We start from the raw sequence: 21,895 nt of genomic DNA on the forward strand, positions 1-21,895 counted from the left end.
CTTCGGTGCGGGCGGGCGTCTCCCAGCCTCGCACGAGGGGCTAGGACGGGGCGCCGAAGCCACCGGCCGAGGAGTTGAGGGTGTCGGAGCCGGTGGAGCCGGTGGAGCCTTTGCCGCCGGGGCCGCCCTTGCGCAGGGAGGGCAGGTCGGCCTTGACCGTGTTGACCGGGATGGCGAAGCCGAGGCCGACGCTGCCCGCGCTGGAGCTGTCCTTGGACGGGGAGTAGATCGCGGAGGGCATGCCCACGACCTCGCCGTTCATGTTGAAGAGGGCGCCGCCGGAGTTGCCGGGGTTCAGGGAGGCGTCCGTCTGGATGGCCTTGTACGAGGTGGTGTCCGAGCCGGGGTTCCCGTTGAACTGCCGGCCGTCGAACGAGAACGGCCAGCCGCCGTCGTCCTGCTGGCGGCGCTGCGGGGCCTGCTGCTCCGACTTCGGCACGTTCACCTCGCGGTCCAGCGCGGACACGATGCCGCTGGTGACCGTGCCGGTGAGGCGGTCGGGGGAGCCGATGGCGACGACCTGGTCGCCGACCTTGACCTGGTCGGAGTCACCGAGCCGGGCGGGGGTCAGGCCTTTCGCGCCCTGGAGCTTGATCAGGGCGAGGTCCTTGTCGGGGTCGGTGCCGACGAGCGCGGCCCGGTACTTCTTGCCGTCGCTCATCGTCACCTCGATCTCGGAGGCGCCGTTCACGACGTGGTTGTTGGTGACGATCTCGCCGTCGGCGGTGACGACGATGCCGGAGCCGGTGCCCTGGCCGGAGCCGGTGCGGGTGTCGATGCGGACGACCGAGGGGCCGGCCTGCTCGGCGACGCCGGAGACGGTGCCGGTGCTGGACTGCGAGACGTTGGTGCCCCTGAAGCCGCCCCCCGCCGTGCCGTTCTGGTGGCCCATCAGCTGCTGGACGCCGGCCGCGGTGCCGCCGCCGATCACGGCCGCGGCGAGCGCGACGGCCGCCAGCAGCGCGACCGGCCGCTTGGCGCGGGGCGCGGGGGCGGCGGCATGGGCGGGACCGCGAGAGCCGTGGCCCCCGCCGCGAGAGCCGTCGCCTCCGCCGTGCGAGCCGTCGTCCCCGCCACCCGCACCGCCGGCGGGCGGGACCGTCTCGCCCCGGATCACCGGCGGCTGGTGTGCCTCGTGCCAGCCCGGGGCGGCGGGCGGGTAGGCGGGCGGCGGCGGGTACGAGCCCTCCGCGGCGTCCTGCGCCAGCCGGTCACGTCCCCGCTGCCAGTCCTCGCCGAACGGCGCGGGCTGGGTCGGGCGGTTCTGGGGGTACTCGCCTTCGCGGCGGAAGCTCTCGGTCATGGCTACGACTCTGGGCGGCGAGGATGAGAGCTTCCTGAGACCGGCCTGAGAAGCCCGACAGAACCGCGTAATGCCCGATATAAGTCCGCTTCCGTCGACCCTCCGGCTCCGGTATCTTGAACGCGTTCAGATGAACATGTTCAAATCTAGGGGCGGGTATGGGCGCGGACGTACGTCATAAGGTGGCCGACGGGTCGTGGACCTGGGCCGTGGCCGCCGCTCTGTCGGCCGTGACGATGGCGCTCGTCGGGTTCGGGGCGGGCGGCCCCGTGGCGCTGGGTCTTCTCCTCGGGCTGGCGGCGCTGGTCGCCACACCGCTCTCGCTGCGGCGTCGACCGAAGGCCTTCGCGGTGGTCTGCATCGTCGTGGGGGCGGTGATCCTGCCCCTGGGGCTGCTCTTCGCCCTGTTCGGCGTGCTGGTGTTCCTCCCACCGGGCCCGCTGCTGATCGTCGCGGCCTACGCCGACCGCCGTAACCGGCCGGACGACCGCGTGGTGATCCTGGCCGTCGCGACGTCGATCGCCGCGACGATGGCCTTCATGGCGCTGTGACGCGAGCTCTCCCGCCCCGTGCGGCTTTAGCGGCAGCCGCAGGAGCGGCGGATCACCAGGGCCGACGGGAACTGCTTGAGCCGTTCGCGGCGCGAGCCCGCCACGCGCAGGGAGTCGTCCAGGACGAGGTCGACGGCCGCGCGGGCCATCGCCGGGCGGTCCGAGGCGATCGTGGTCAGCGGCGGGTCCGTGAGGGCCGCCTCCTTGACGTCGTCGAAGCCCGCCACGGCCAGCTCCCCGGGCACGTCGATGCGCAGCTCCCGCGCCGCGCGCAGGACGCCGATGGCCTGGTCGTCCGTGGCGCAGAAGATCGCCGGGGGGCGGTCCGGGCCGGACAGGACCTCCAGGGCCACGCGGTACGCGTCGTATCGGTTGTACGGGGCCTCGAAGAGCCGGCCCTCCACCGAGCGGCCGGATTCCTGCATGGCCCGGCGCCAGCCCTCGACGTGGTCGGCCACCGGGTCGCCGACCGACGGGGTGTTCTCCACGCCGCCGATGCAGGCGACGTACTCGTGACCGTGTTCGAGCAGGTGCCGCGTCGCGAGCTGGGCGCCTCCGATGTCGTCCGTGATGACGGCGACGTCGTCGATGGCCTCCGGGCGCTCGTGCAGCAGCACGACGCGCGCGTCCCAGGCCTCGATCTCCGTGGCGGCGCGCTCGCTCATGCCCTGGCTGACCAGGATCAGCCCCGAGACCCGCATGCCGAGGAAGGCCCGCAGGTAGTGGACCTCGCGCTCGTCGCGGTAGTCGGAGTTGCCGACCAGCACCATCTTCCCGCGCTCGGCCGCGGCCTGTTCGACCGCGTGCGCCATCTCCGCGAAGAACGGCTGCCGGGCATCGGGGACGATCATGCCTATGAGGTCGGTGCGCCGTGAGGCCATCGCCTGGGCGACCCGGTCCGGGCGGTAGCCCAGGTCCTTGATCGCGGCGAGGACACGCTCGCGCGTGGCCGGGGCGACCGGCCTGGGTCCGTTGTTGATGACGTAGCTCACGACGGCGGTAGAAGTACCCGCAAGTCGCGCTACGTCATCCCGCGTCACCTTGGCCACACGCGGGAGTCTACGCGGGGTGACCTACCTCTGGGCAGGGCGTACGGGGGAGTGGATGCTCACAGGATCTTCGGCCGACCGGGTGACGGCGGTGGTGGCCTGCGCGGCCGCCTGGGCGGCGGCCTTCTGGGCCGCCTGGGCCGCGGCCTCCGCCGCCGCCCGCTCGACCTTCTCCGGGGTCACGAAGCGGTAGCCGACGTTGCGGACCGTGCCGATCAGCGACTCGTGCTCGGGGCCGAGCTTGGCGCGCAGCCGCCGTACGTGGACGTCGACCGTCCGGGTGCCGCCGAAGTAGTCGTAGCCCCAGACCTCCTGGAGGAGCTGGGCGCGGGTGAAGACCCGGCCCGGGTGCTGCGCGAGGTACTTGAGCAGCTCGAACTCCTTGAAGGTGAGGTCCAGCACCCGCCCCTTGAGCTTGGCGGAGTACGTCGCCTCGTCCACCGACAGATCGCCGTTGCGGATCTCCATCGGGGAGTCGTCCGAGCCGAGCTGCTGGCGGCCGGTGGCCAGGCGCAGCCGCGCCTCCACTTCGGCCGGTCCGGCGGTGTCCAGGAGTACGTCGTCGATGCCCCAGTCGGCGGTGACGGCCGCGAGGCCGCCCTCGGTGACGACCAGGATCAGGGGGCAGCCGGGCCCGGTGGAGCGCAGGAGCTGGCACAGCGAGCGCACCTGCGGCAGGTCGCGGCGGCCGTCGACGAGGATGACGTCGGCGCCCGGGGTGTCCACGAGGGCCGGGCCCTCGGCCGGGGCCACCCGGACGTTGTGCAGCAGCAGACCGAGGGCGGGCAGCACCTCGGTCGAGGGCTGCAGCGCGTTGGTGAGCAGCAGGAGAGAGCTCACGACCGACCACCTGCCCGGGTCGGACGGTGGTGCACGGTTCGCTGGTCCATCACGTCGGTTCCTCCTCGGTCCCGTCGAGGACGTGCGTGGTACTGCTTCGTACGGTTCTCTGGCGCCCTGTGCGGTCCCCGCGCCCTGGGGTCCGCATGGATACCACTGTTCTCGGTTCGTTCAACGTGCTGAAAGCACAAAAGGACCCGGGGGCAACGTTGCCCGGATCCTCTCGCCAGCAGAATAGCCCACCCTTCCTTTCCGGGCCGAGGCTTCTGCGGCTTCCACTTCTGTGGTTCGTGCCACGCCCGCAGCCCGCGTATGCCCCGGTTTCACCGGATCACTCGCCCGGGCGGGCGCCGGGAGGGGCCATCATGGAGGCCGACGGTAGAGAGCCGACGAGGGGAGCAGCAGTGGCAACGGGAACCATCCGCTACTGGGGGGCGGCCAAGGCCGCGGCCAAGACGGCGGAGGAGCCGTACGCGGCGCGCACGCTGGCCGAGGCGCTCGACGCCGTGCGCGAGCGTCACCCCGGGGAGCTGACCCGGGTGCTGCTGCGCTGCTCCTTCCTGGTCAACGACGAGCCTGTGGGCAAGCGCCCGCATGATTCCGTCCTGCTGAGCGAGGGGGGCACCGTCGAGGTGCTCCCGCCGTTCGCGGGCGGGTGAGCGGGAGCCGATGAGCACGCCTGAGGAACAGCAGCGGTACGCGCAGCAGCAGTATCGAGAGCAGCACCAGCACCAGCAGCAGCCACAGCAGCCACACCAGCACCAGCAGCAGGATCCGTACGGGACCCAGACCTGGCAGTCCGACACCTGGGACACCAGCCACCAGCCGGTGCACCCGCCGCTGGGCGCGGTGCCGGGCCAGCCGGCGGCGCCCGAGGGCTGGTTCCGCGACGAGGCCTCCGCGCCCGCGGCCGTGGATGGCGGTGCGGGTGCGCCCTGGCCGGGCGGCCCGGCTGCGGCGCAGCAGCAGGCCATGGCCCCGGAGGGCTGGTTCCGCGACGAGAACCAGCAGCCGGCCCCGGCTCCCGCCCCGGCGCCGGGTCCCGCCCAGGACTGGTCACAGGGTGCGGGGATGCCCGCCGCGGCCGCGGAGACGGCCTACCTGCCCCCGTACCCCGGCCCCGAGCCTCAGCAGCAAGCCGCGGCGTCGTCCTCCGGCCGCCACGCGGCGGCCCCGGCCGAGGGCCGGGAGCCTGCCGTGCCCGAGGGCTGGTTCCGCGACGAGGTCCCGGCTCCGGCCGCGGCCCAGGACTGGTCGCAGGGTGCGGGCATGCCCGCCGCGGCCGCCGAGACGGCGTACCTGCCCCCGTACCCCGGTCCGGCGCAGCACTCGGCCCCGGCCGAGGAGACCGCCTACCTTCCGCCGGTGCCCGCCTTCGAGCAGCAGACCCCGGCGCCCTCGCGCGGCCGCCACTCGGCCGCCCCGGCGCAGCCTCAGGCGCCCGTCGCCGCCTCGGCCTCCGCCTCCGCCTCCGCGGAGGAGACCGCCTACCTGCCGCCGTACCCCGGCCCCGCGCAGCAGCAGAGCGCCGTGCCCGAGGGCTGGTTCCGGGACGAGGTCCCGGCCGCGGCCCCGGCGTCCGCTCCGGCCGAAGAGACCGCCTACCTGCCGCCCTACCGGCCGGAGGCGGCGGCCGAACAGACCGCGTACCTCCCGCCCCAGGCGGCCGGCCCCGCCCCGGAAGCCGCGGAGGCCCCGGAAACGGCCGTTGCAGCGGCAGGGGCCGGAGCGCCGGGCGCGGCGGCGGCCGAGTGGTCCCCGCCCACCCTCGCCGGCAACACCCTGCGCGCCGTCGATCCGGCCCAGGCCCGCGCCGAGGGCCGGTCGCCGATCATCGACCCCGGACCGCAGGCGGCCATACTGACCGCCGGCCTCGGGCTGCTGCTCGCCGTGGCCGCCGCACTCGGGCCGTTCGCCCTGCTCGTCCCGCTGATCGTCCTCCAGGCGCTCACCGCGGCCGGCTGGTTCCGCCTCAACGGCATGTGGCCGGCCCGCCAGGGCATCGCCCTCGCCTTCGCCGGGGCGCTGGTCGCCGACGCGGCCGTGCTCGCCGTGGACGACGCGTACGGCCCCGGCGCGATCGTCGGCACCCTCGGCGCCTGGGTGCTGCTCACCCTCGTCCTCCAGCTGCGCAGCCACGCGGACCCCGACGAGCGCATGTACGGCCTGATGGCCTCGGTGGCCTCGGCCGCCCTCGCCATCGTCTGCGCGGGCTACCTGGCGGCGGACCTGGCCGCCGTCACGGTCGGCGCGGCCGCCGTCGCGGTCGCCGTCTTCGCCCGCGCGCTGCCGCTGCCCACCCTCCCCTCGGTCGGCGTCTCGCTGGCCGCGGCCGCCGGTGCGGGCATCGCGGTCGGCGGGCTGACGTCCGTCGGCGTGGGCGGGGCCCTGCTCGGCCTCGTGGCCGGGGTGTGCGCGCTGATCGGGCTGCGGGTGGCCGCGTATGACTATCCGTCAAAGTTCGTGCACATGACGGCCGGTGTGGCCCTGCCGCTCGCGGCCGCCGCTCCCGCCGTGTACCTGATCGGCCGGGTGGTGGGCTGATCCCTGCCCGACGAGGGGCATGGTCAACTAGAACGCACGTACCGACTAGCTGGGGGAGGGCACGTGCGTGCTCTGCGCATCGTTGTGATCATCGGAGTGGTGCTGGGGGCCGTGTTCGTCGGCCTGGACCGCGTGGCGGTCACCTACGTCGAGGGCCGGCTGGCCGACCGGATCCAGGCCAGGCAGGGCCTGGGCGGCAGCTCCGAGGTGGAGATCCGCGGTTTCCCCTTCCTGACGCAGGCGCTCAGCCACGACCTGGAACGCGTCGACCTGAAGCTCCGCGGCGTCGACGTCATGGCGGACGGCCGAAAGACGCGGCTCTCGGAGCTCGACGCGAGCTTCCACGACGTGAAGCTGAACGGGGACTACGGCGGCGGCACCGCCCGGCGGGCCGAGGGCACCGGCCTCATCACGTACGCGGACCTGACCGCGGCCTCGCAGACCGGCGCGACCCTCTCCTACGGCGGGGCGCCGGGCAAGGTGCGGGTCACCGCGGCGGTGGACGTCCTCGGCAAGACCCTGACGCGCCACGTGGTGTCCACCATCACCCTCGTGGACGCGCAGGACGGAAAGGGCGGCAAGCTCGTGCGGGTGCGGGCCGACGAGGTGCCCGGCGAGGGCATCCCCGGGGTCGAGAAGCTGATCCGCAGGAAGACCGACTTCGACCGCAGTCTGGACGGCGGTATGCCGGCCGGACTCCAGCTCTCCACCCTGACCTCGGACGAGACCGGCGTGCACCTCACTCTGGGCGGCTCGAACGTGACGGTGGCCGGATCGTGAGACGGTGCGGTCCGATCCGCAGATGGGCGGGCCGCACCACGGGTCCCAGGGGCGGCGCGGCGGCCGCCAGGGGCACTCGTATCCCAGTATGCGGACGATCCTGTCTCGGAATATGACACACCGGTGACAGGGCGGCTGATTCGTCCCTACGATCCATGGCTATGAAGCATCAGCAGGCGGACCTCACGAAGCGACGGGCAGTAGACCTGTGTCGCGTCGCCGCCATGCTCTGTCGATCCATGTGACCTGCGAGCGTATCCGCTCCATCAGCCCGGACGACGGCCCCACGGCCCTTCCCGCGTGATCCCACCCGCCTCCTGAGTCCCTGACGCCTCCCCGTTCAGGATCTTGAGCCGCGCCCATGGGCACGCAGCACCGCAGCACCACCAGCACCGCCCCGCCGCACACTGCCCCGGAGGAGACACCATGAGCCGCAGCGACGTCCTCGTAGACGCCGACTGGGTCGAGGCCCACCTGAACGACGCGAACGTCGTCATCGTCGAGGTGGACGAGGACACGTCCGCCTACGACAAGAACCACATCACCAACGCCGTCCGGATCGACTGGAAGAGCGACCTCCAGGACCCGGTCCGCCGCGACTTCGTGGACCAGGAGGGCTTCGAGAAGCTCCTCTCCGCCAAGGGCATCTCCAACGACGACACCGTCGTCCTCTACGGCGGCAACAACAACTGGTTCGCGTCCTACGCCTACTGGTACTTCAAGCTCTACGGCCACCAGGACGTCAAGCTCCTCGACGGCGGCCGCAAGAAGTGGGAGCTCGACTCCCGCGACCTGGTCGACGGCACCGAGGTCCCCAACCGCCCGGCCACCCAGTACAAGGCCAAGCCGCAGGACACCTCCATCCGCGCCTTCCGCGACGACGTCGTGGCCGCGATCGGCTCCCTGAACCTGGTCGACGTGCGGTCGCCCGACGAGTTCTCCGGCAAGCTGCTCGCCCCGGCGCACCTCCCGCAGGAGCAGTCGCAGCGCCCCGGCCACGTGCCGAGCGCCCGCAACATCCCGTGGTCGAAGAACGCCAACGACGACGGCACCTTCAAGTCGGACGAGGAGCTCACCGCCCTCTACCAGGCCGAGCAGGTGGACCTGGCGAAGGACACCATCGCCTACTGCCGCATCGGTGAGCGCTCCGCGCTCACGTGGTTCGTGCTGCACGAGCTCCTGGGCCAGGAGAACGTCAAGAACTACGACGGCTCGTGGACCGAGTACGGCTCGCTCGTCGGCGTGCCGATCGAGCTCGGCCCCAACAAGTAACTCCGGGCACGCGACGCCCCGTAGGACGACCTCTCTAGGACAGGACAGAGACATGTGTGGAGCACAGATCGGCGGGCCCGACCTCGCGACCCTCAAGCCCGGTGAGACCGCGATCCAGGGCCAGGTGACCAAGGACGGCGAGCCCGTCAGCGGTTACGTGCGGCTGCTGGACTCGACCGGCGAGTTCACGGCCGAGGTCCCGACCTCGGCGACCGGCCAGTTCCGCTTCTACGCCGCCACGGGCTCCTGGACGCTGCGGGCGCTGGTCCCGGGCGCCCAGGCGGACCGTGCCGTCGTGGTCGCCGAGGCCGGCGGCGTGACGGACGTGGCGATCGCGGTCTGAGACACCGCGCGCGAACCGCAGGCGGCGCCGCACGCGGCGCCGGCCGCGTGATCGCCTGATTGATCGGCCGAAGGGCCGCACCCCCGGGGGTTGGACGCCACTGGATCGGGGTGCGGCCCTTCGCGCCGTCCGCCCGCGGTTCTACGCTGGGGGTATGTACGCCCGGCGACGACGCGTCTACTTCCTCCTCATGGGCGGATGCCTCTTCCTCTTCGTCTCCGCCTGGTCCTTCGTGCGCCTGCTGTCGGTGGAGGCGGCGGTGGCCCTGTGCGTGGTCGCCATGGTCATCCCGCCGGTCGCCGCGATCGTCGCGAACCGGCGCGGGCCGGACGACCGCTGGTGGGACGACCCCTCGGGCGATCCGAAGTCCGACGAGTGGTGGGACGAACTGGACGGAAAGCGGCGGCGCGAGGACTGAAACCCCGCGCAGACTCCGCGAGATAAGAATGTAATAAGCATTCATACAACTGCTGCCCCCCGAGGCGGGTCATGGGTACGCGCGGGTACACGATCCGCGCTCTCCAGTCCTGCGGGGGGACTCTCCTTTGGAACACGAACAGACCATCTCCGACCAGCGGAAAGAGGAGGAGACCTCACCGGCCGAAGCGCCGCGCCGCCGTCGGGGACGTACGACGCTCCTGATCGCGGGGATGGCCGTACTCGGCGTGCTCGCCGGGACCGTCACCGGTTACGCGGTCCAGTACCACCGCGAGCCGACCGCGCTGCCGCCGCTGGCCCAGCAGAAGATGGCCGGGCCCAAGCCGGCTGCGGTGAACGACGCGACGAGCCGGCGCTCGATCAACGCCGCCCGCTGGCACAAGGCGGACGAGGACCTGGCCAAGAAGCTGCTGGACCTCCCCGGCGGTGCGCAGGACAGCTTCTCGGGTCCCGTGTCCACGGACGCGTTCTCGGCGGAGTACTTCCTTGAGCCCTCCCAGGCGGTCGGCTCGCTCATCAGGGAGGCCAAGTGCCTCGCCACCGCCCGGTGGTCGGAGAACGACCGGAACTACATCGAGATCCACCTGCTCCAGTTCCGCGACCGCGGGGGTGCCGACGACTTCTACACGGAGATCGTCCAGTACATGCCCCAGAAGGACCACGCGGGCAACACGGGCAAGGACCTCCCGGGCGCGCCGGCGGACTTCGGGCACCTGTGGATCGACTCCAAGGCGCAGGAGAAGGCCGGTTACCACCCGGTGCGGCAGGGCCGCGCCGTGGTGCGGCGCGGCGACATCGTCATGAGCATCGAGTACACGAACAACCGCGGCGAAGTCGACGAGAAGGCCCTGGTCGAGCTGGCCCAGCGACAGATGGAGCGGCTGTGACCGAGCAGCAGAACGCAACCGGGCCGGAGGCGACGGCCGAGCCCGTGCCCGCGGTCGAGCCCGCGCCCGCGGTGGCGGTCGAGCCCGCGCCCGCGGCCGAGCCCGTGCGCAAGAGGAACCGCAGGACGCTCGCGCTGGTCTCGGCGGCCGTGGGCGTCGTCGTCCTCGTGGGCGGCGGTGTCGCCGGCGCGGCCGCGCTCGCCGACGCCGACCGGAGTGCGCCGACGCGGTACTGGGTGGCCGAGGACCACACCACCGGCGGCACGCCGGCCCCGGTCCCGTCCGTGCCGCCCAACGAGCTGACGGGCAAGCTGATGCCGATGCCCGTCGGCTACTGGCCCGGTCCCGACCTCGACGCCGAGGGCAACCACTACTACCTCCCGAGCGACAAGGCGCTGCAGAGCTTCACCGGCGCCCGTACGGGCCTCTCCAGCAGTGAGCGGGCCGAACGGGACAAGTCGCTGGCGGACCTGAAGCTCAAGGGCATGGCCGGGCGCAGCTACGGCCGCGGCGAGGGCTCCGGCGCCGCGGTCGCCGAGATCCGGCTCATCCAGGCCGATCCGCAGCAGCTCGCCACGTTCGCCGAGTTCGCCAAGAAGCTCATCGAGCTCACCGCCGCCGGCGGCGAGGCCCCCCAGGTGGAGGGCCACCCGCAGGCCAAGTGCGGGCTGGACGACACCCTCAAGGGCGGGAAGGAAGGCAAGGAGAAGATCGACGCCCTCGACTGCGTGGCCGTCGAGGGGGACGTCCTCGTGACCTTCCGCATGTACGGGAGCAAGGGATTCGCGGTGAAGGACGCCGCGAGCCTGTTCAAGCAGCAACTCGACCACCTCAAGTCCCCCGGGGAGTCCGCGTGAGCGAGCAGAACACCACCACCCCCGAGGCCAAGGCCAAGGCCGAGACCGAGCCCGAAGCGGTGACCGCGCCGGCGCCGCAGGCCGAGGCCGCAGCGGCACCGGCGCCGCACGCGGAGCCTGAGGCCGAAGCGGCACCCGAGGCCGCGGCGGCAGCCGCGCCCGACGCGGAGCCGGCGCCCGAAGCGGAGCCCGAGGCCGCAGCCGCAGCCGCCCCCGCCCCCGTCGTCGAGGCGGCGGCCCCGCCCAAGGACCGGCGGGCCCTGCGCGCCGCCCTGCGCTGGACCGCCGCCGTCGCCGTCTTCGCCGTGGTCGGCGCCGGCGTCGCGTACGGGATCACGGTGCCGGAGCGCACCGACGTCCCCGGCCTGTCCACCGAGGGCGACGGCCGCTGGGCGTTCCCGGAGCTCTCCCGGCCCGCGCTGCCCGCCGGCGCCCCGCTGCCCCAGGGCCCGGACAACAAGGACGGGACGCACTACGGGCAGCTCTCCGGCCTGCTGCTGCCCGCTCCCCGGGGCGCCAAGGCCGACGACGCGGTCAAGGCCGACAAGGACGGGACGGTGCCGGTCGACTCCTTCCTGGAGGAGTACGCGCCCGAAGCCCGCGAGAAGCTCAAGACCTCCCTCGAATGGGACGGGCTGCGGCAGATCGCCGGCCGGGGCTGGACGACGCCGGACGGCACGCGCACGCACGTCTACCTGCTGCGCTTCCACTCCTCGGGCTTCGTGGACGCCTTCAAGGGCTGCGACACCAACGCCCAGCTGAACGGCGTCTCGGCCCTGGACCTGGACGACGTCTGGAGCACGGCCAAGAACACCCAGATGAACAGCACCACGCTGGACTTCCCCGGGGCCGCCAACTTCGACGGCACCGACCTCAGCGTGTACCAGGAGATGAAGCCCGTCACCGGCGAGGAGCAGACCAAGGTCGGCTGCCTCCGGACGGGTGACGTGCTGGGCGTGGTCCTCCAGACCCGCAAGGGCGAGGTGGCACCCGTCCCCTTCCACCAGACGGTGATCCTGCAGAGCCAGCTGCTGAGCTGATCACCGGGCGGGCGCCGTACGGCCCACCTCACACCGTGCGCCGGTTCCCGGGCCAGTAGGCTTGGGAACCGGCCCCGTACAGCCCCCCAACGATTCCGAGGAGCACCCCGTGCTTGAGGCAGTCTTCACCTCCCTGCTGGTCCTGGTCTGCGTCGGCGTGATGGCCTTCACCGGCCTGGCCGTCAAGAAGCTGTACCAGGGTCAGCGCTGAGCCTCGGCCCAGCAGACCGCCCCGGAACCCCTCCCACAGAGCCTGAGCAGCCATTCATGATCCAGATCCCGTCCGACCTGAACCCGGGCCTCGTCCCCCTCGCCTTCCTCCTCGGCAACTGGGAGGGTGCGGGCGTCTTCGACTTCCCGGGCGAGGAGAAGTGCAACTTCGGCCAGGAGGTCGTCTTCAGCCACGACGGCCGGGACTTCCTGCACTACACCTCCCACACCTGGGTCCTCGACACCGAGGGCAACAAGGTGCGGCCGCTGGAGTCCGAGTCGGGTTACTGGCGCATCGACAAGGACCGCAAGGTCGAGATCGTCATGGTCCGCGACCAGGGCGTCGTCGAGGTCTGGTATGGCGAGCTCGCCGACCAGAAGCCGCAGATCGACCTGGTCACGGACGCGGTCGCCCGTACGGCGGCCTCCGGCCCGTACAGCGGCGGCAAGCGGCTCTACGGCTACGTGAAGAGCGACCTCATGTGGGTCGGCGAGAAGGCCACCCCGGACGTCGAGCTCCGTCCGTACATGTCGGCGCAGCTCAAGAAGGTCGTCACGCCCGAGGAGGTCGCCGAGATGGCGCGCAACCTCCCGGACATGCCGGACGACGGCATCGCCTTCTTCCGCTGAGCCGTCCACGGGCCGAGCGGTCCACGGGCCGAGCCGTCCACAGGCTGTGTACGAAGGGGATCACGGGCAGGCCGCCCGAGGTCCCCTTCCCGCGCTTAGACTGGCCGGGTGGTGAGCACCGAGAGCACCGAAGGCACCGACTGGAAGACCGACCTGCGGCAGCGCGGCTACCGGCTGACACCGCAGCGCCAGCTTGTGCTGGAGGCGGTCGACGCACTGGAGCACGCCACCCCGGACGAGATCCTCGCGCAGGTGCGCAAGACGGCCTCCGGGGTCAACATCTCCACGGTCTACCGCACCCTGGAGCTCTTGGAGGAGCTCAAGCTGGTCTCGCACGCCCACCTCGGGCACGGGGCCCCCACCTACCACCTCGCCGACCGCCACCACCACATCCACCTGGTGTGCCGCGACTGCGAGGACGTCATCGAGGCGGACGTGGACATCGCCGCCGAGTTCACGGCGAAGCTGCGGGCCACCTTCGGCTTCGAGACCGACATGAAGCACTTCGCGATCTTCGGCCGGTGCGCCGGGTGCTCCGCGAAGCACCGTGACGGCACGGCGTAGCCGAGTCGTACGCTTGGTCCCATGACCAGCAGCCCCTTGCTCCATCTCCCCGGCGCCGTGCAGGCCGAAGGCCGCGACGAGGGCGTCGCCGCCCACTACGGCGAGCTGTACGGCGAACAGCGCGCCCTCGCGGACGGGCGCGGCTTCGTCGACCTCTCGCACCGCGGAGTCGTCACCGTCTCCGGACCGGATCGGCTGAGCTGGCTGCACCTGCTGATCACCCAGCACGTCACCGAGCTGCCCGCCGGTCAGGCCACCGAGGCGCTGATCCTCTCCGCCAACGGCCACATCGAGCACGCGCTCTACCTCGTCGACGACGGCGAGACCACGTGGGCGCACGTGGAGCCCGGCACCCAGGGCGAGCTGATCGCCTACCTGGAGGCCATGAAGTTCTTCTACCGCGTCGAAGTCGCCGACCGCACCGCGGAGTTCGCGCTCGTGCACCTGCCGGCCGGCTCCATCGCCGAGGTCGCCAAGGAGCTCGTCGTACGCGAGACCGCGCACGGCCGTGAGGTCTTCCTGCCCCGCGCCGAGCTGGAGGCCTTCGCCGCCTCGCACGGCCCGGCCGCGGGCCTCCTCGCCTACGAGGCCCTGCGCGTGGAGGCGCACCGGCCGCGGCTCGGCCTGGAGACCGACCACCGGACCATCCCGCACGAGCTGGGCTGGATCGGCACCGCCGTGCACCTCCAGAAGGGCTGCTACCGCGGCCAGGAGACGGTGGCCCGCGTCCACAACCTGGGCAAGCCCCCGCGCCGCCTGGTCTTCCTGCACCTGGACGGCTCGGAGGTGGTCCTCCCGGCGCACGGCGCCCCGGTCCGGCTCGCCGCCGACGGCGAGGAGGGCCGCCAGCTGGGCTTCGTGACCACCGCCGTCCGCCACCACGAGCTGGGCCCGATCGCCCTCGCGCTGGTCAAGCGGAACGTCCCGGTCGACGCCCCGCTGCTGGCGGGCAAGACGGCCGCGGCACAGGAGGTCGTCGTAGCGCCCTAGCCGGCGCCAGCGGTGGGACGTCTTGAGACGTCTAGATGTCGATGACGATGGTGAACGGGCCGTGGTTGGTCAGGGAGACCCGCATCTCCGCGCCGAACCGGCCCGTCTCCACCGTCGCGCCCAGCTCGCGCAGCTGCGCCACGACCTCGTCCACCAGCGGCTCGGCCACCGGGCCGGGCGCCGCCGCGTTCCACGTGGGGCGCCGGCCCTTGCGGGCGTCCCCGTACAGCGTGAACTGGGAGATCACCAGCAGCGGGGCGTTCACGTCGCTGCAGGACTTCTCGCCCTCCAGGATCCGCACCGACCAGAGCTTGCGCGCCAGCAGCGCCGCCTTCTCCGGTGTGTCGTCGTGGGTCACCCCCACCAGGACGCACAGTCCCTCGCCGACGATCTCGCCCACGGTCTCGCCGCCGACGACGACGGCCGCGCCGTCCACCCTCTGCACCACTGCTCGCATACCACCTGTGTACCAGGCTTGCATCCGTCCGGGGCCGATCGGGTGGACTGGGACTGCATCGGGGCCACGGAGAGTGGCACGATGCACGCAGGCGGTGCGGGTGCGCCGCACCGGTCGAGGGGACGGACTCGTTCGCATGAATACTTCTGGTACCTCCGTACCTGCATCACCCGCTTCCGTCGCAGCTGCCGCGGTACGACCGCCCGCGCAGCGCACGGCCGAAGCCCTTGAGGCGGTGACACCGACCGCCGCGCTCGGACTGCCGGAGCTGCGCGCGCTGCGCCGCGACGCGCAGCGCGACGAGGCCGATCTGAGCTACGTCCGCAGAATCCTCCAGGGCCGCATCGACATCCTGCGCGCCGAGCTGGCCCGGCGGACCGATCCCGAGACGCCGGTGGTGGACCGGCTCTCGGTGATCCTCGCCGACGCCCCCTCCAGCCGCAGCGCCTCGGCCCGGCACGTCACGCTCGGCACCCCGCACAGCGAGGAGTACCGGCTGCTGGCCTCGGAGATGCTCTCCGACGTGGAGCTCTCGGACCTGGACGCCCGCACGGACGCCGAGCTGCACGAGGGGATGGCGCGGCTGGTGCACTACGAGCAGCAGGTCTCGCGGCGCAGGCAGCAGCTCCAGCGCACGGTGGACGACTGCACCGCGGAGATCACCCGGCGCTACCGGGACGGCGAGGCACAGGTGGACGACCTGCTGGCCTGAGCGGGCGGGCCCTCGGCCTGAGCGCGACTACCGGCGCTGCGCGGGCGGAAATTCGGGCGACGGGCGCCGGGCGGGCGATTAGCGTGCCCGTCATGAGTGCTGACGTCCGGCCGATCGCCGCATCCGAACTCCCCGACTGGCTGCACACCGTGAACACCGGTTTTCTGAACGCCGCCAGAGCGACCGAGTCCGACGTGGCCCAGCTGGCCGAGCACTACGATCTCGACCGCGTCCAGGGCGGGTTCGACACCGGCACCGGCCGCTGCGTGGCCGCCTTCCGCTCCTTCGCGCAGGAGCTGACCGTGCCCGGCGGGGCGTCCGTCCCGGCCACCGCGGTCTCCAACGTCGGCGTGCTGCCCACCCATCGCCGCCAGGGGCTGCTGTCCCGGATGATGGCCGCCGAGTTCGCCGCGGCCCGGGAGCGCGGCGACGTACTGGCGACGCTGATCGCCGCCGAGTACCGGATCTACGGGCGGTACGGCTTCGGCCCCGCCGCATCCGTCTCGGAATGGGAGATCGACGTACCGCGCACCGGACTGGACCCTCAGCTGTCCGTGCCCGCGGACGGCGGGCGGATCGAGATGGTGGACGCGGCCGAGGTGCGGCGGATCGGCCCCGAGCTGCACGAGCGGCTGCGGGCGCTGACGCCCGGGATGGTGGGCCGGAACGAGCGCTGGTGGCGGCTGATGACCGGCCTGGAGACGGTCTCGTACCGGCCGTACACGGAGAAGTTCCACGCCGTGTACCGGACGGCGGCGGGGGAGGTGGCCGGACTCGTCCTCTACAGCGCCGACGACCACTGGACGGACGCGAAGATCCCGCAGAACACCGTGCAGGTCAGGGACTTGCTGGCGCTCACCCCGCAGGCGCAGCGCGCGCTGTGGCAGTTCCTGTGCTCCATCGACTGGGTCACCAAGGTCCGCACCGGCTACCGCGCCCCCGACGACCTCGCCCCCCACCTGCTGCCCGACCCCCGCGCGGCCCGGGTGGTCACCGCGGCGGACTTCCTGTGGGTGCGGGTGCTGGACGTCGTACGAGCGCTGAGCGCGCGGACGTACGAGGTGCCCGGGGTGCTCGTCCTGGAGGTGACGGACCCGGCGGGTCCGGCCGCGGGCCGCTACCGGCTGGACGCGGGCAGCGGCGCGTGCGCACGGACGCAGGAGCCGGCGGACCTGCGGCTGGACGCGTCCGCGCTGGGCTCGCTGTACCTCGGCGACGCGTCGGCGGTGCGCCTGGCCGAGCTCGGGCGGGTGACGCAGGAGCGGCCCGGGGCGGTCGCGCTGGCGGACGCGGTGTTCCGTACCGCGCGCCGCCCCTGGTGCCCGGACGTCTTCTGAGGCGGACGGGCCCGGCGCCGGGGGCGCCCGGATGCGGCGGCCGTATCGTCGCCATGAACGGCTTGTGCGTGGACGCCACGCACTTTCACGAACGAGGACTGAGGTTTTTGACGCCTTCGATGGATTCGACGTCCCTGGTGCAGGCCCTGCGTGCGGCGGGCTGCGTCTTCGCTGAGGAAGAGGCGGCGCTGCTGGGCGGGGCCGCCCGGGACGAGGCTCATCTGGCCGGGCTGCTGGCCCGTCGGGTGGGCGGCGAACCGCTCGAACACGTCGTGGGCTGGGCGGAGTTCTGCGATCTGCGCATGGAGGTGGGCGAGGGGGCCTTCGTGCCCCGCCGGCGCACCGAGTTCCTGGTCGAGGAGGCGGTGGCGCTGGCCCGGCCCGGCGCGGTGGTGCTCGACCTGTGCTGCGGAGTCGGCGCCCTGGGCGCGGCGGTGGCGGCCCGGTTCCCGGGCGGGGTGGAGCTGCACGCGGCGGACATCGACCCGGCGGCGCTGGCGTACGCGCGGCGCAACGTGGCCCCGTACGGAGGCCGCGTGTGGGAGGGCGACCTGTACGCGCCGCTCCCCGCGTCCCTGCGGGGCCGGGTGGACGTGCTGGTGGTCAACGCCCCGTACGTGCCGACGGAGGAAATCGACCTGATGCCGTCGGAGGCGCGGGACCACGAGCCGCTGGTCTCGCTGGACGGTGGGCACGACGGCCTGGACGTCCACCGCCGGGTGGCGGCGGGCGCCCTGCCCTGGCTGGCCCCGGGCGGCCACCTGCTGATCGAGACGAGCGCCCGCCAGTGCCCGTCGACGGCGGCGGCCCTGACGGCGGCGGGCCTGGCGACCCGGGTGGTCACCTCGGAGGAGCTGTACGCGACGGTGGTCATCGCGACGGCCTGAGCGGACAGCCGCGGAAACTCATCTGGGCGGGGCTGTCACATCGGTGGGCAGCGGCGGGTCAGAGGAGTGAACGAGACGGGAAACCCGACCGGAGCGAGCATCGCACCGGCGCCCGTCCGAGGGGAGCCCGGATGTCCACCACCGCTGTAGTTTTCGCTCTGGCCGGCGCGGTCATGGTCGGTTTCTCGTCCTACTCGGTCTTCGCCAAGGCGCCGTACGTCGTCGGGCCGCTGGCCGAGTACGGGGTTCCGCGCTCGTGGTGGACCTTCCTCGGACTCGCCAAGGCGGCCGGGGCTGTGGGCCTGGTGGTCGGCCTCTTCGTGCCGCTCGTCGGGGTCGCCGCCGCGATCGGGATCACGCTCTACTTCGCGGGGGCCGTGATCACGACGTTCCGGGCGAAGGCGTACGCGCACGCCGTCTTCCCGGTGATGTACGCGGCCCCGGCCGTCGTCGCCCTGGCGCTCGGCTTCAGCGGCTGAGCCGACGGATCTTGCGCGGGCCTGCCCGAACCGTGCGCGGCCGTCAGGCGTCGTAGCCCAGGGGCAGATCCTCCACGGCGGCCGCGCCGCCGACTGGGGCACGGGGGGGGCAACGGGGATGACGAAGCGAGCGCAGACACGCGGTACGGGTACGGGTACGGGCGCAGTGCTCGAGCCACTGCTCTGGGCTGTGCTCGGGCTGGCGTTGCTGGCGCTCTCCGCGGTCCCCGGCCTCGCGGTCCCCAAGCAGATCGCGGTCGAGACGGCCTTCCGGGAGGCCCGGCCCTGCCCCGACGAGCCGGTGGCGGGCACCACGACGGACTGCCTCCGCACGGTCCGGGGGACGGCCCGCTCCGCCCAGTACGCCAAGAGCGCCCGGGCCGTGATGTACCAGGTGCAACTGCGGCCTCCGGTCCCGGCCCCGGCCAACCGGCCCCTGAACCTCGACCCGGACGGCCCGCTCGCGGAGCGCATCCGGCCGGGGGACCCGGTGGAGGTCACGACCTGGCGGAACCTCCTGGTCGCCGTCAGCCACGACGGCGTCCGCGAGACGCTCCCCGGGCTCCCGGACGAGGACCCCGCCATGTCCGCCGGGTTCACCCTGATCGGCGTCTGGCTGGCGGCCCTGGCCTTCACCGCCTCCGTCGGCAACGCCCGCCACCCCTCCGCACCGCGCGTCGGCTTCGGCCCGGCGAAGTGGGCCGGCGTGCTGATCGTCCCACTCGCCGCGGGCTTCCTGTCGGGCAACGTCGCGGACGGCTGGACGGCAGTGGCGACGACGGTGGCCCTCTCGACGCTGATAGCCGTCCCGGCCACGATCGCCGCCCTACGCTGGGACCGCGACGACGCGTGAGTGCTCGCGACAGACGCTCTCTCGGGGCTCAGAGGTTCTGGAAGTTCCAGAACACGGCTACTTCGTCCTCGTTCACGGCGATCAGCCCGGCGTCCCAGTCGTACCCGCTGAAGGGGTTGGAACCCAGAGCGGATGGCCTGCGGACATCGGAACGGCCGTCCTTCCAGCCGAGGTTGGTGTAGAAGCGGGTGCCCTCCGGGAAACGAGACAGGAGCACCTCGGCCCGGCTGTCCCTTTCCGACCCACACCCCTCCCCGCCCGGCAGCAGGGAAAGGGCCGAGAGCGGTCGGACTGCGAGCAGGATGAGCAGCGACGGCACCGAGGCTCGCGGGAGCTCACTCACGAGCGCCCGGCAGCGTTCCGCGTCCGCGGACGTGGAGGGTGTGTCCAGCCAGGGGAACAGCGGGTCTTCCCGGCGCTCCTCCTCCCCGTCGTAGGGGTCGATGGATTCCCAGCCTCGTGGGTCCTGCGTCTCAAGGCGCATGATCGCCCCGGCGTCCAGCCACCACTCGTCGTGCTCGCGCGCAGCGACGCCGACGAACGTGCAGACCCACTCGTACAGCTTGAGAGCGTCCGTCCACGTTTCCGAGGTCAGCGGTTCCATCGTCCGTTCCCCTACTCGGGCGCCGACCTGTAACGACGAATGGTTCCGCCAAGCAGCGCACGGGGAAAACCTACGCTTCCCGGCCGCGCCGCCGACATGGATCGACCGACCGGGTTCACGCACACTGGAACGTCAGGGGGGCGGGTGACTGGTCAGACAGCGAAGATCGCATCGCGTTGCGAGTGCGGCAGCATGGCGGTGCGACAGGTGAGCCAGTTCGTCCTTCACGATGAGTTGTGGTGGGACTCGGAGTTCTCTTGCGCGTCCTGTGGCACCTGCCGGTGTGAACACGCCGGTCCCGGACCAGCGCCCGAGGATGTTCGGGAGGCTCTGCTGGCAGCGCACAGGGATGTCAGGCTGCGGTTGGCCGTCTCGCTCCCCAGTAACCTCCCGGCTTTGAAGGTATTCCGGGAGGTGTCAGCGGTCTCCTTGTCACGGGCTCGTGAACTGGTCGAGGCACTGACCCGCGAAGGTCTGGTGGGGACGTTGTCGGAGATGGAGTTCCTGAAGGCCCGGCTGCGACTGCGTGGAGTTCCTGTCGACGTCGATCGATAGCTGACAGTGGTTCCGAGCAGCCCGTCCCGGCGATGTGCAGGGCTTGGCCCGCCCAGGCGTGATTGCAGTCGCGGCCGCGACGGTTCACCAGCCACTCGTGCCAGCCGGTCGGCCAGGGCGTCAGGCCGGGACTTCCGTGGCGGATAGCGTTTTTCGGCCACCGCCTTTGGCAGCGGGAGCTGGTCCGAGACCTGAGCGCATCCAATTTTCAGCGGAACTCGGCGGTGCCGCAGATGAAGGTGCTGTCCTGGAGGAGGGTCGGGGTGACTCGAATGCCGGTGAGGTGCTCGGCGAGTGCGAAGGCGGCTGGCACGGCCAGGTCGTCCTCCGTTTCGGTGGGCTCCTCGAGGAAGGTGAATCCGAGGCTGCGGATGACGTCGAGGAGGTCGTCGGCGCGCGTGCCGGAGCGGTGGTCGGCGTTGCGGAGTTCGAAGTGGAGTTGGAGTTCCGTGTCCTCGGCCCAGAGGAACGAGCCGTCGTTGTTGGCGTTCGCGTTGTCGTAGTGGGAGATCCAGCGGGTGCCCGCTGATGCGGGGAGGGCCTTCTTCTCATTCACTCCGTGCCAGCCGTTGGGCTCGATCATGAGCGTCCAGGGGCCGAGAGGCGTCATTCCGAAATACGTCCGTGTGGTGCTGGGGCCCCAGAGGTCGTATGCGGCGTGGACGAGTGCGGTGATCCCGGTGACCTCGGGTTCGGCTTGGCCGCCCAGCCTGCTCAGCAGTTCGCTCGGCGGCACGTCATGCACCAGGGTGACGCAATAGGACTCGGCGAGGTCCGGGAAGTGTTCTTCGAACCACATGTAGTCAGCAGTAGTCGTAGCCATGCGCGAGATCCTTCATGACCCCTCTGACATTGAGGACGCCCGGGTTCTGACAGGGAGTCGCAGCAGGTCGCGGCGGACCCGCCGCATCACCGTGCCGGCCATTCAGGTGATCTTGCAGGGGTGACGGCCGGAGTGGAGCGGGTCGTCGGGGGCAGGCGGCGGAAGAACTCGTCCAGGAACTGGTTCACATCCGCGGTGTGCCTGCTGTCGCTGAGGAGGGTCTGCCAGGAAGGCGTCATCGACATGCCCATCACGGTCACGCCGCTCGGTAGGCCGTTGCGGGAGAAGTCGGCTCTCCAGCCGGTGCGTGAGCCACGGGTTTGCAGCTGGCTCGCGAGCCCTTGCTCGTAGTTCAGGCTGGACACCCACCTGGCCCACCCGGCCGGGGCCGGGGGACGGGTGCGAGTGCGAGATGCTGCAAGCGGGGCGCTTGCAAAAGTTAGCAAGGTCGGGCAGGATCGGAGCATGGCATCGCTCAACGTCGGAAACCTCGGCGAGTACCTCCGTGAGCAGCGTCGGCAGGCCCAGCTTTCGCTGCGGCAGCTGGCCGACGCGGCGGGGGTGTCGAATCCGTACCTGAGCCAGATCGAGCGCGGGCTGCGCAAGCCGAGCGCGGACATCCTCCAGCAGCTGGCCAAGGCGCTGCGGATCTCCGCGGAGACGCTGTACGTGCAGGCCGGGATCCTGGACGAGCGGGATCCGGACGAGGTGGAGACGCGGGCCGTCATCCTCGCCGACCCGTCCATCAACGAGCGGCAGAAGCAGGTGCTGCTCCAGATCTACGAGTCCTTCCGCAAGGAGAACGCGCTCGATGCGCCCGCCGAGCCCGCCGCGCCCGCCGACGGGATGCCGTCGGAAACGAACTGAAGTTGATCCGGGAGGACCAGCAC

General features: G+C 71.9%; 27 protein-coding genes. 20 read left to right on the forward strand and 7 right to left on the reverse strand.

Features of this window, described 5'->3' with window-relative positions; all coding sequences use genetic code 11:
• Positions 1-40: 40 nt before the first annotated feature.
• The gene (locus ACF059_RS31565) at positions 41-1,303 is read right to left on the reverse strand and encodes a S1C family serine protease (protein WP_392064037.1); all 1,263 of its coding nucleotides are present in this window, start codon (positions 1,301-1,303) and stop codon (positions 41-43) included.
• 158 nt (positions 1,304-1,461) lie between these two features.
• On the opposite strand from ACF059_RS31565, the gene ACF059_RS31570 reads away from it, so the two are divergent.
• A complete protein-coding gene (locus ACF059_RS31570; RefSeq protein ID WP_392064040.1) occupies positions 1,462-1,854 on the forward strand; it encodes a hypothetical protein in 393 nt (130 codons plus the stop codon).
• Between the two features lie 26 nt (positions 1,855-1,880).
• On the opposite strand, the gene ACF059_RS31575 is transcribed toward ACF059_RS31570, so the two are convergent.
• Positions 1,881-2,903, reverse strand: coding sequence for a LacI family DNA-binding transcriptional regulator (locus ACF059_RS31575; protein WP_360894303.1), 1,023 nt, complete (start codon positions 2,901-2,903; stop codon positions 1,881-1,883).
• Positions 2,904-2,927: 24 nt separating this feature from the next.
• Entirely contained in the window at positions 2,928-3,743 is an 816-nt protein-coding gene (locus ACF059_RS31580; protein ID WP_392064043.1) for a response regulator transcription factor, read from the reverse strand.
• A gap of 404 nt (positions 3,744-4,147) precedes the next feature.
• Between ACF059_RS31580 and ACF059_RS31585 the strand changes: the two genes are divergently transcribed.
• The 13 genes from ACF059_RS31585 (at position 4,148) to ACF059_RS31645 (ending at position 14,298) form a co-directional block, all read left to right on the forward strand.
• Positions 4,148-4,402, forward strand: coding sequence for a MoaD/ThiS family protein (locus ACF059_RS31585; RefSeq protein ID WP_392064046.1), 255 nt, complete (start codon positions 4,148-4,150; stop codon positions 4,400-4,402).
• A gap of 10 nt (positions 4,403-4,412) precedes the next feature.
• Positions 4,413-6,287 carry a hypothetical protein gene (locus ACF059_RS31590; RefSeq protein ID WP_392064049.1) on the forward strand — a complete coding sequence of 625 codons (1,875 nt, stop codon included), beginning with the start codon at positions 4,413-4,415 and terminating at the stop codon, positions 6,285-6,287.
• A gap of 63 nt (positions 6,288-6,350) precedes the next feature.
• Positions 6,351-7,067, forward strand: coding sequence for a DUF2993 domain-containing protein (locus ACF059_RS31595; RefSeq protein WP_392064051.1), 717 nt, complete (start codon positions 6,351-6,353; stop codon positions 7,065-7,067).
• Between the two features lie 161 nt (positions 7,068-7,228).
• Entirely contained in the window at positions 7,229-7,312 is an 84-nt protein-coding gene (locus tag ACF059_RS31600) for a putative leader peptide (RefSeq protein ID WP_350206375.1), read from the forward strand.
• A 181-nt stretch (positions 7,313-7,493) separates the two neighbouring features.
• A complete protein-coding gene (locus tag ACF059_RS31605; RefSeq protein WP_360894291.1) occupies positions 7,494-8,339 on the forward strand; it encodes a sulfurtransferase in 846 nt (281 codons plus the stop codon).
• Between the two features lie 52 nt (positions 8,340-8,391).
• A complete protein-coding gene (locus ACF059_RS31610) occupies positions 8,392-8,682 on the forward strand; it encodes a DUF1416 domain-containing protein (protein ID WP_030030422.1) in 291 nt (96 codons plus the stop codon).
• A 154-nt stretch (positions 8,683-8,836) separates the two neighbouring features.
• Entirely contained in the window at positions 8,837-9,100 is a 264-nt protein-coding gene (locus ACF059_RS31615; protein WP_360894288.1) for a DUF3099 domain-containing protein, read from the forward strand.
• A 127-nt stretch (positions 9,101-9,227) separates the two neighbouring features.
• A complete protein-coding gene (locus tag ACF059_RS31620; protein ID WP_392064056.1) occupies positions 9,228-10,007 on the forward strand; it encodes a hypothetical protein in 780 nt (259 codons plus the stop codon).
• Positions 10,004-10,864: a hypothetical protein gene (locus ACF059_RS31625; RefSeq protein ID WP_392064059.1), complete on the forward strand. Its 861-nt coding sequence runs from the start codon at positions 10,004-10,006 to the stop codon at positions 10,862-10,864. The genes ACF059_RS31620 and ACF059_RS31625 overlap by 4 nt, the downstream gene beginning before the upstream one ends.
• The gene (locus ACF059_RS31630; protein ID WP_392064062.1) at positions 10,861-11,904 is read left to right on the forward strand and encodes a hypothetical protein; all 1,044 of its coding nucleotides are present in this window, start codon (positions 10,861-10,863) and stop codon (positions 11,902-11,904) included. The genes ACF059_RS31625 and ACF059_RS31630 overlap by 4 nt, the downstream gene beginning before the upstream one ends.
• A gap of 267 nt (positions 11,905-12,171) precedes the next feature.
• Entirely contained in the window at positions 12,172-12,744 is a 573-nt protein-coding gene (locus ACF059_RS31635; RefSeq protein ID WP_392064065.1) for an FABP family protein, read from the forward strand.
• A 108-nt stretch (positions 12,745-12,852) separates the two neighbouring features.
• Entirely contained in the window at positions 12,853-13,308 is a 456-nt protein-coding gene (locus ACF059_RS31640; protein WP_360894273.1) for a Fur family transcriptional regulator, read from the forward strand.
• A gap of 21 nt (positions 13,309-13,329) precedes the next feature.
• Positions 13,330-14,298 (forward strand): YgfZ/GcvT domain-containing protein, encoded by a 969-nt coding sequence (locus ACF059_RS31645; protein WP_392064068.1) that lies wholly within the window; start codon positions 13,330-13,332, stop codon positions 14,296-14,298.
• A 31-nt stretch (positions 14,299-14,329) separates the two neighbouring features.
• Here the strand turns inward: ACF059_RS31645 and dtd are convergent, their stop codons facing one another.
• Complete coding sequence (gene dtd / locus ACF059_RS31650) at positions 14,330-14,755, reverse strand: D-aminoacyl-tRNA deacylase (protein WP_392064071.1); 426 nt, start codon at positions 14,753-14,755, stop codon at positions 14,330-14,332.
• A 136-nt stretch (positions 14,756-14,891) separates the two neighbouring features.
• Between dtd and ACF059_RS31655 the strand changes: the two genes are divergently transcribed.
• The 5 genes from ACF059_RS31655 (at position 14,892) to ACF059_RS31675 (ending at position 19,023) form a co-directional block, all read left to right on the forward strand.
• Positions 14,892-15,467 (forward strand): AmfC protein, encoded by a 576-nt coding sequence (locus ACF059_RS31655; protein ID WP_366868409.1) that lies wholly within the window; start codon positions 14,892-14,894, stop codon positions 15,465-15,467.
• A 92-nt stretch (positions 15,468-15,559) separates the two neighbouring features.
• Complete coding sequence (locus ACF059_RS31660) at positions 15,560-16,804, forward strand: GNAT family N-acetyltransferase (protein WP_392064074.1); 1,245 nt, start codon at positions 15,560-15,562, stop codon at positions 16,802-16,804.
• Positions 16,805-16,923: 119 nt separating this feature from the next.
• On the forward strand, positions 16,924-17,691 hold the full coding sequence (locus ACF059_RS31665; RefSeq protein WP_392064077.1) for a putative protein N(5)-glutamine methyltransferase: 768 nt from the start codon (positions 16,924-16,926) through the stop codon (positions 17,689-17,691).
• Between the two features lie 131 nt (positions 17,692-17,822).
• Positions 17,823-18,170 (forward strand): DoxX family protein, encoded by a 348-nt coding sequence (locus ACF059_RS31670; RefSeq protein WP_361945270.1) that lies wholly within the window; start codon positions 17,823-17,825, stop codon positions 18,168-18,170.
• A gap of 166 nt (positions 18,171-18,336) precedes the next feature.
• Positions 18,337-19,023 carry a hypothetical protein gene (locus ACF059_RS31675; RefSeq protein WP_392064080.1) on the forward strand — a complete coding sequence of 229 codons (687 nt, stop codon included), beginning with the start codon at positions 18,337-18,339 and terminating at the stop codon, positions 19,021-19,023.
• Between the two features lie 28 nt (positions 19,024-19,051).
• Here ACF059_RS31675 and ACF059_RS31680 read toward each other — a convergent pair whose 3' ends face one another.
• The 3 genes from ACF059_RS31680 to ACF059_RS31690 all read right to left on the reverse strand — a co-directional run bounded on the left by ACF059_RS31680 (position 19,052) and on the right by ACF059_RS31690 (position 21,250).
• Positions 19,052-19,627 carry a hypothetical protein gene (locus ACF059_RS31680; RefSeq protein WP_392064083.1) on the reverse strand — a complete coding sequence of 192 codons (576 nt, stop codon included), beginning with the start codon at positions 19,625-19,627 and terminating at the stop codon, positions 19,052-19,054.
• A 763-nt stretch (positions 19,628-20,390) separates the two neighbouring features.
• Positions 20,391-21,005 (reverse strand): DUF6461 domain-containing protein, encoded by a 615-nt coding sequence (locus ACF059_RS31685; RefSeq protein ID WP_392064086.1) that lies wholly within the window; start codon positions 21,003-21,005, stop codon positions 20,391-20,393.
• An 86-nt stretch (positions 21,006-21,091) separates the two neighbouring features.
• Positions 21,092-21,250 carry a hypothetical protein gene (locus ACF059_RS31690; protein ID WP_392064089.1) on the reverse strand — a complete coding sequence of 53 codons (159 nt, stop codon included), beginning with the start codon at positions 21,248-21,250 and terminating at the stop codon, positions 21,092-21,094.
• Between the two features lie 220 nt (positions 21,251-21,470).
• On the opposite strand from ACF059_RS31690, the gene ACF059_RS31695 reads away from it, so the two are divergent.
• On the forward strand, positions 21,471-21,872 hold the full coding sequence (locus ACF059_RS31695) for a helix-turn-helix domain-containing protein (protein WP_392064092.1): 402 nt from the start codon (positions 21,471-21,473) through the stop codon (positions 21,870-21,872).
• The last annotated feature ends 23 nt before the right edge of the window (positions 21,873-21,895 follow it).

Source organism: Streptomyces sp. NPDC016562 (genome assembly GCF_043076955.1).
Lineage (GTDB): Bacteria > Actinomycetota > Actinomycetes > Streptomycetales > Streptomycetaceae > Streptomyces.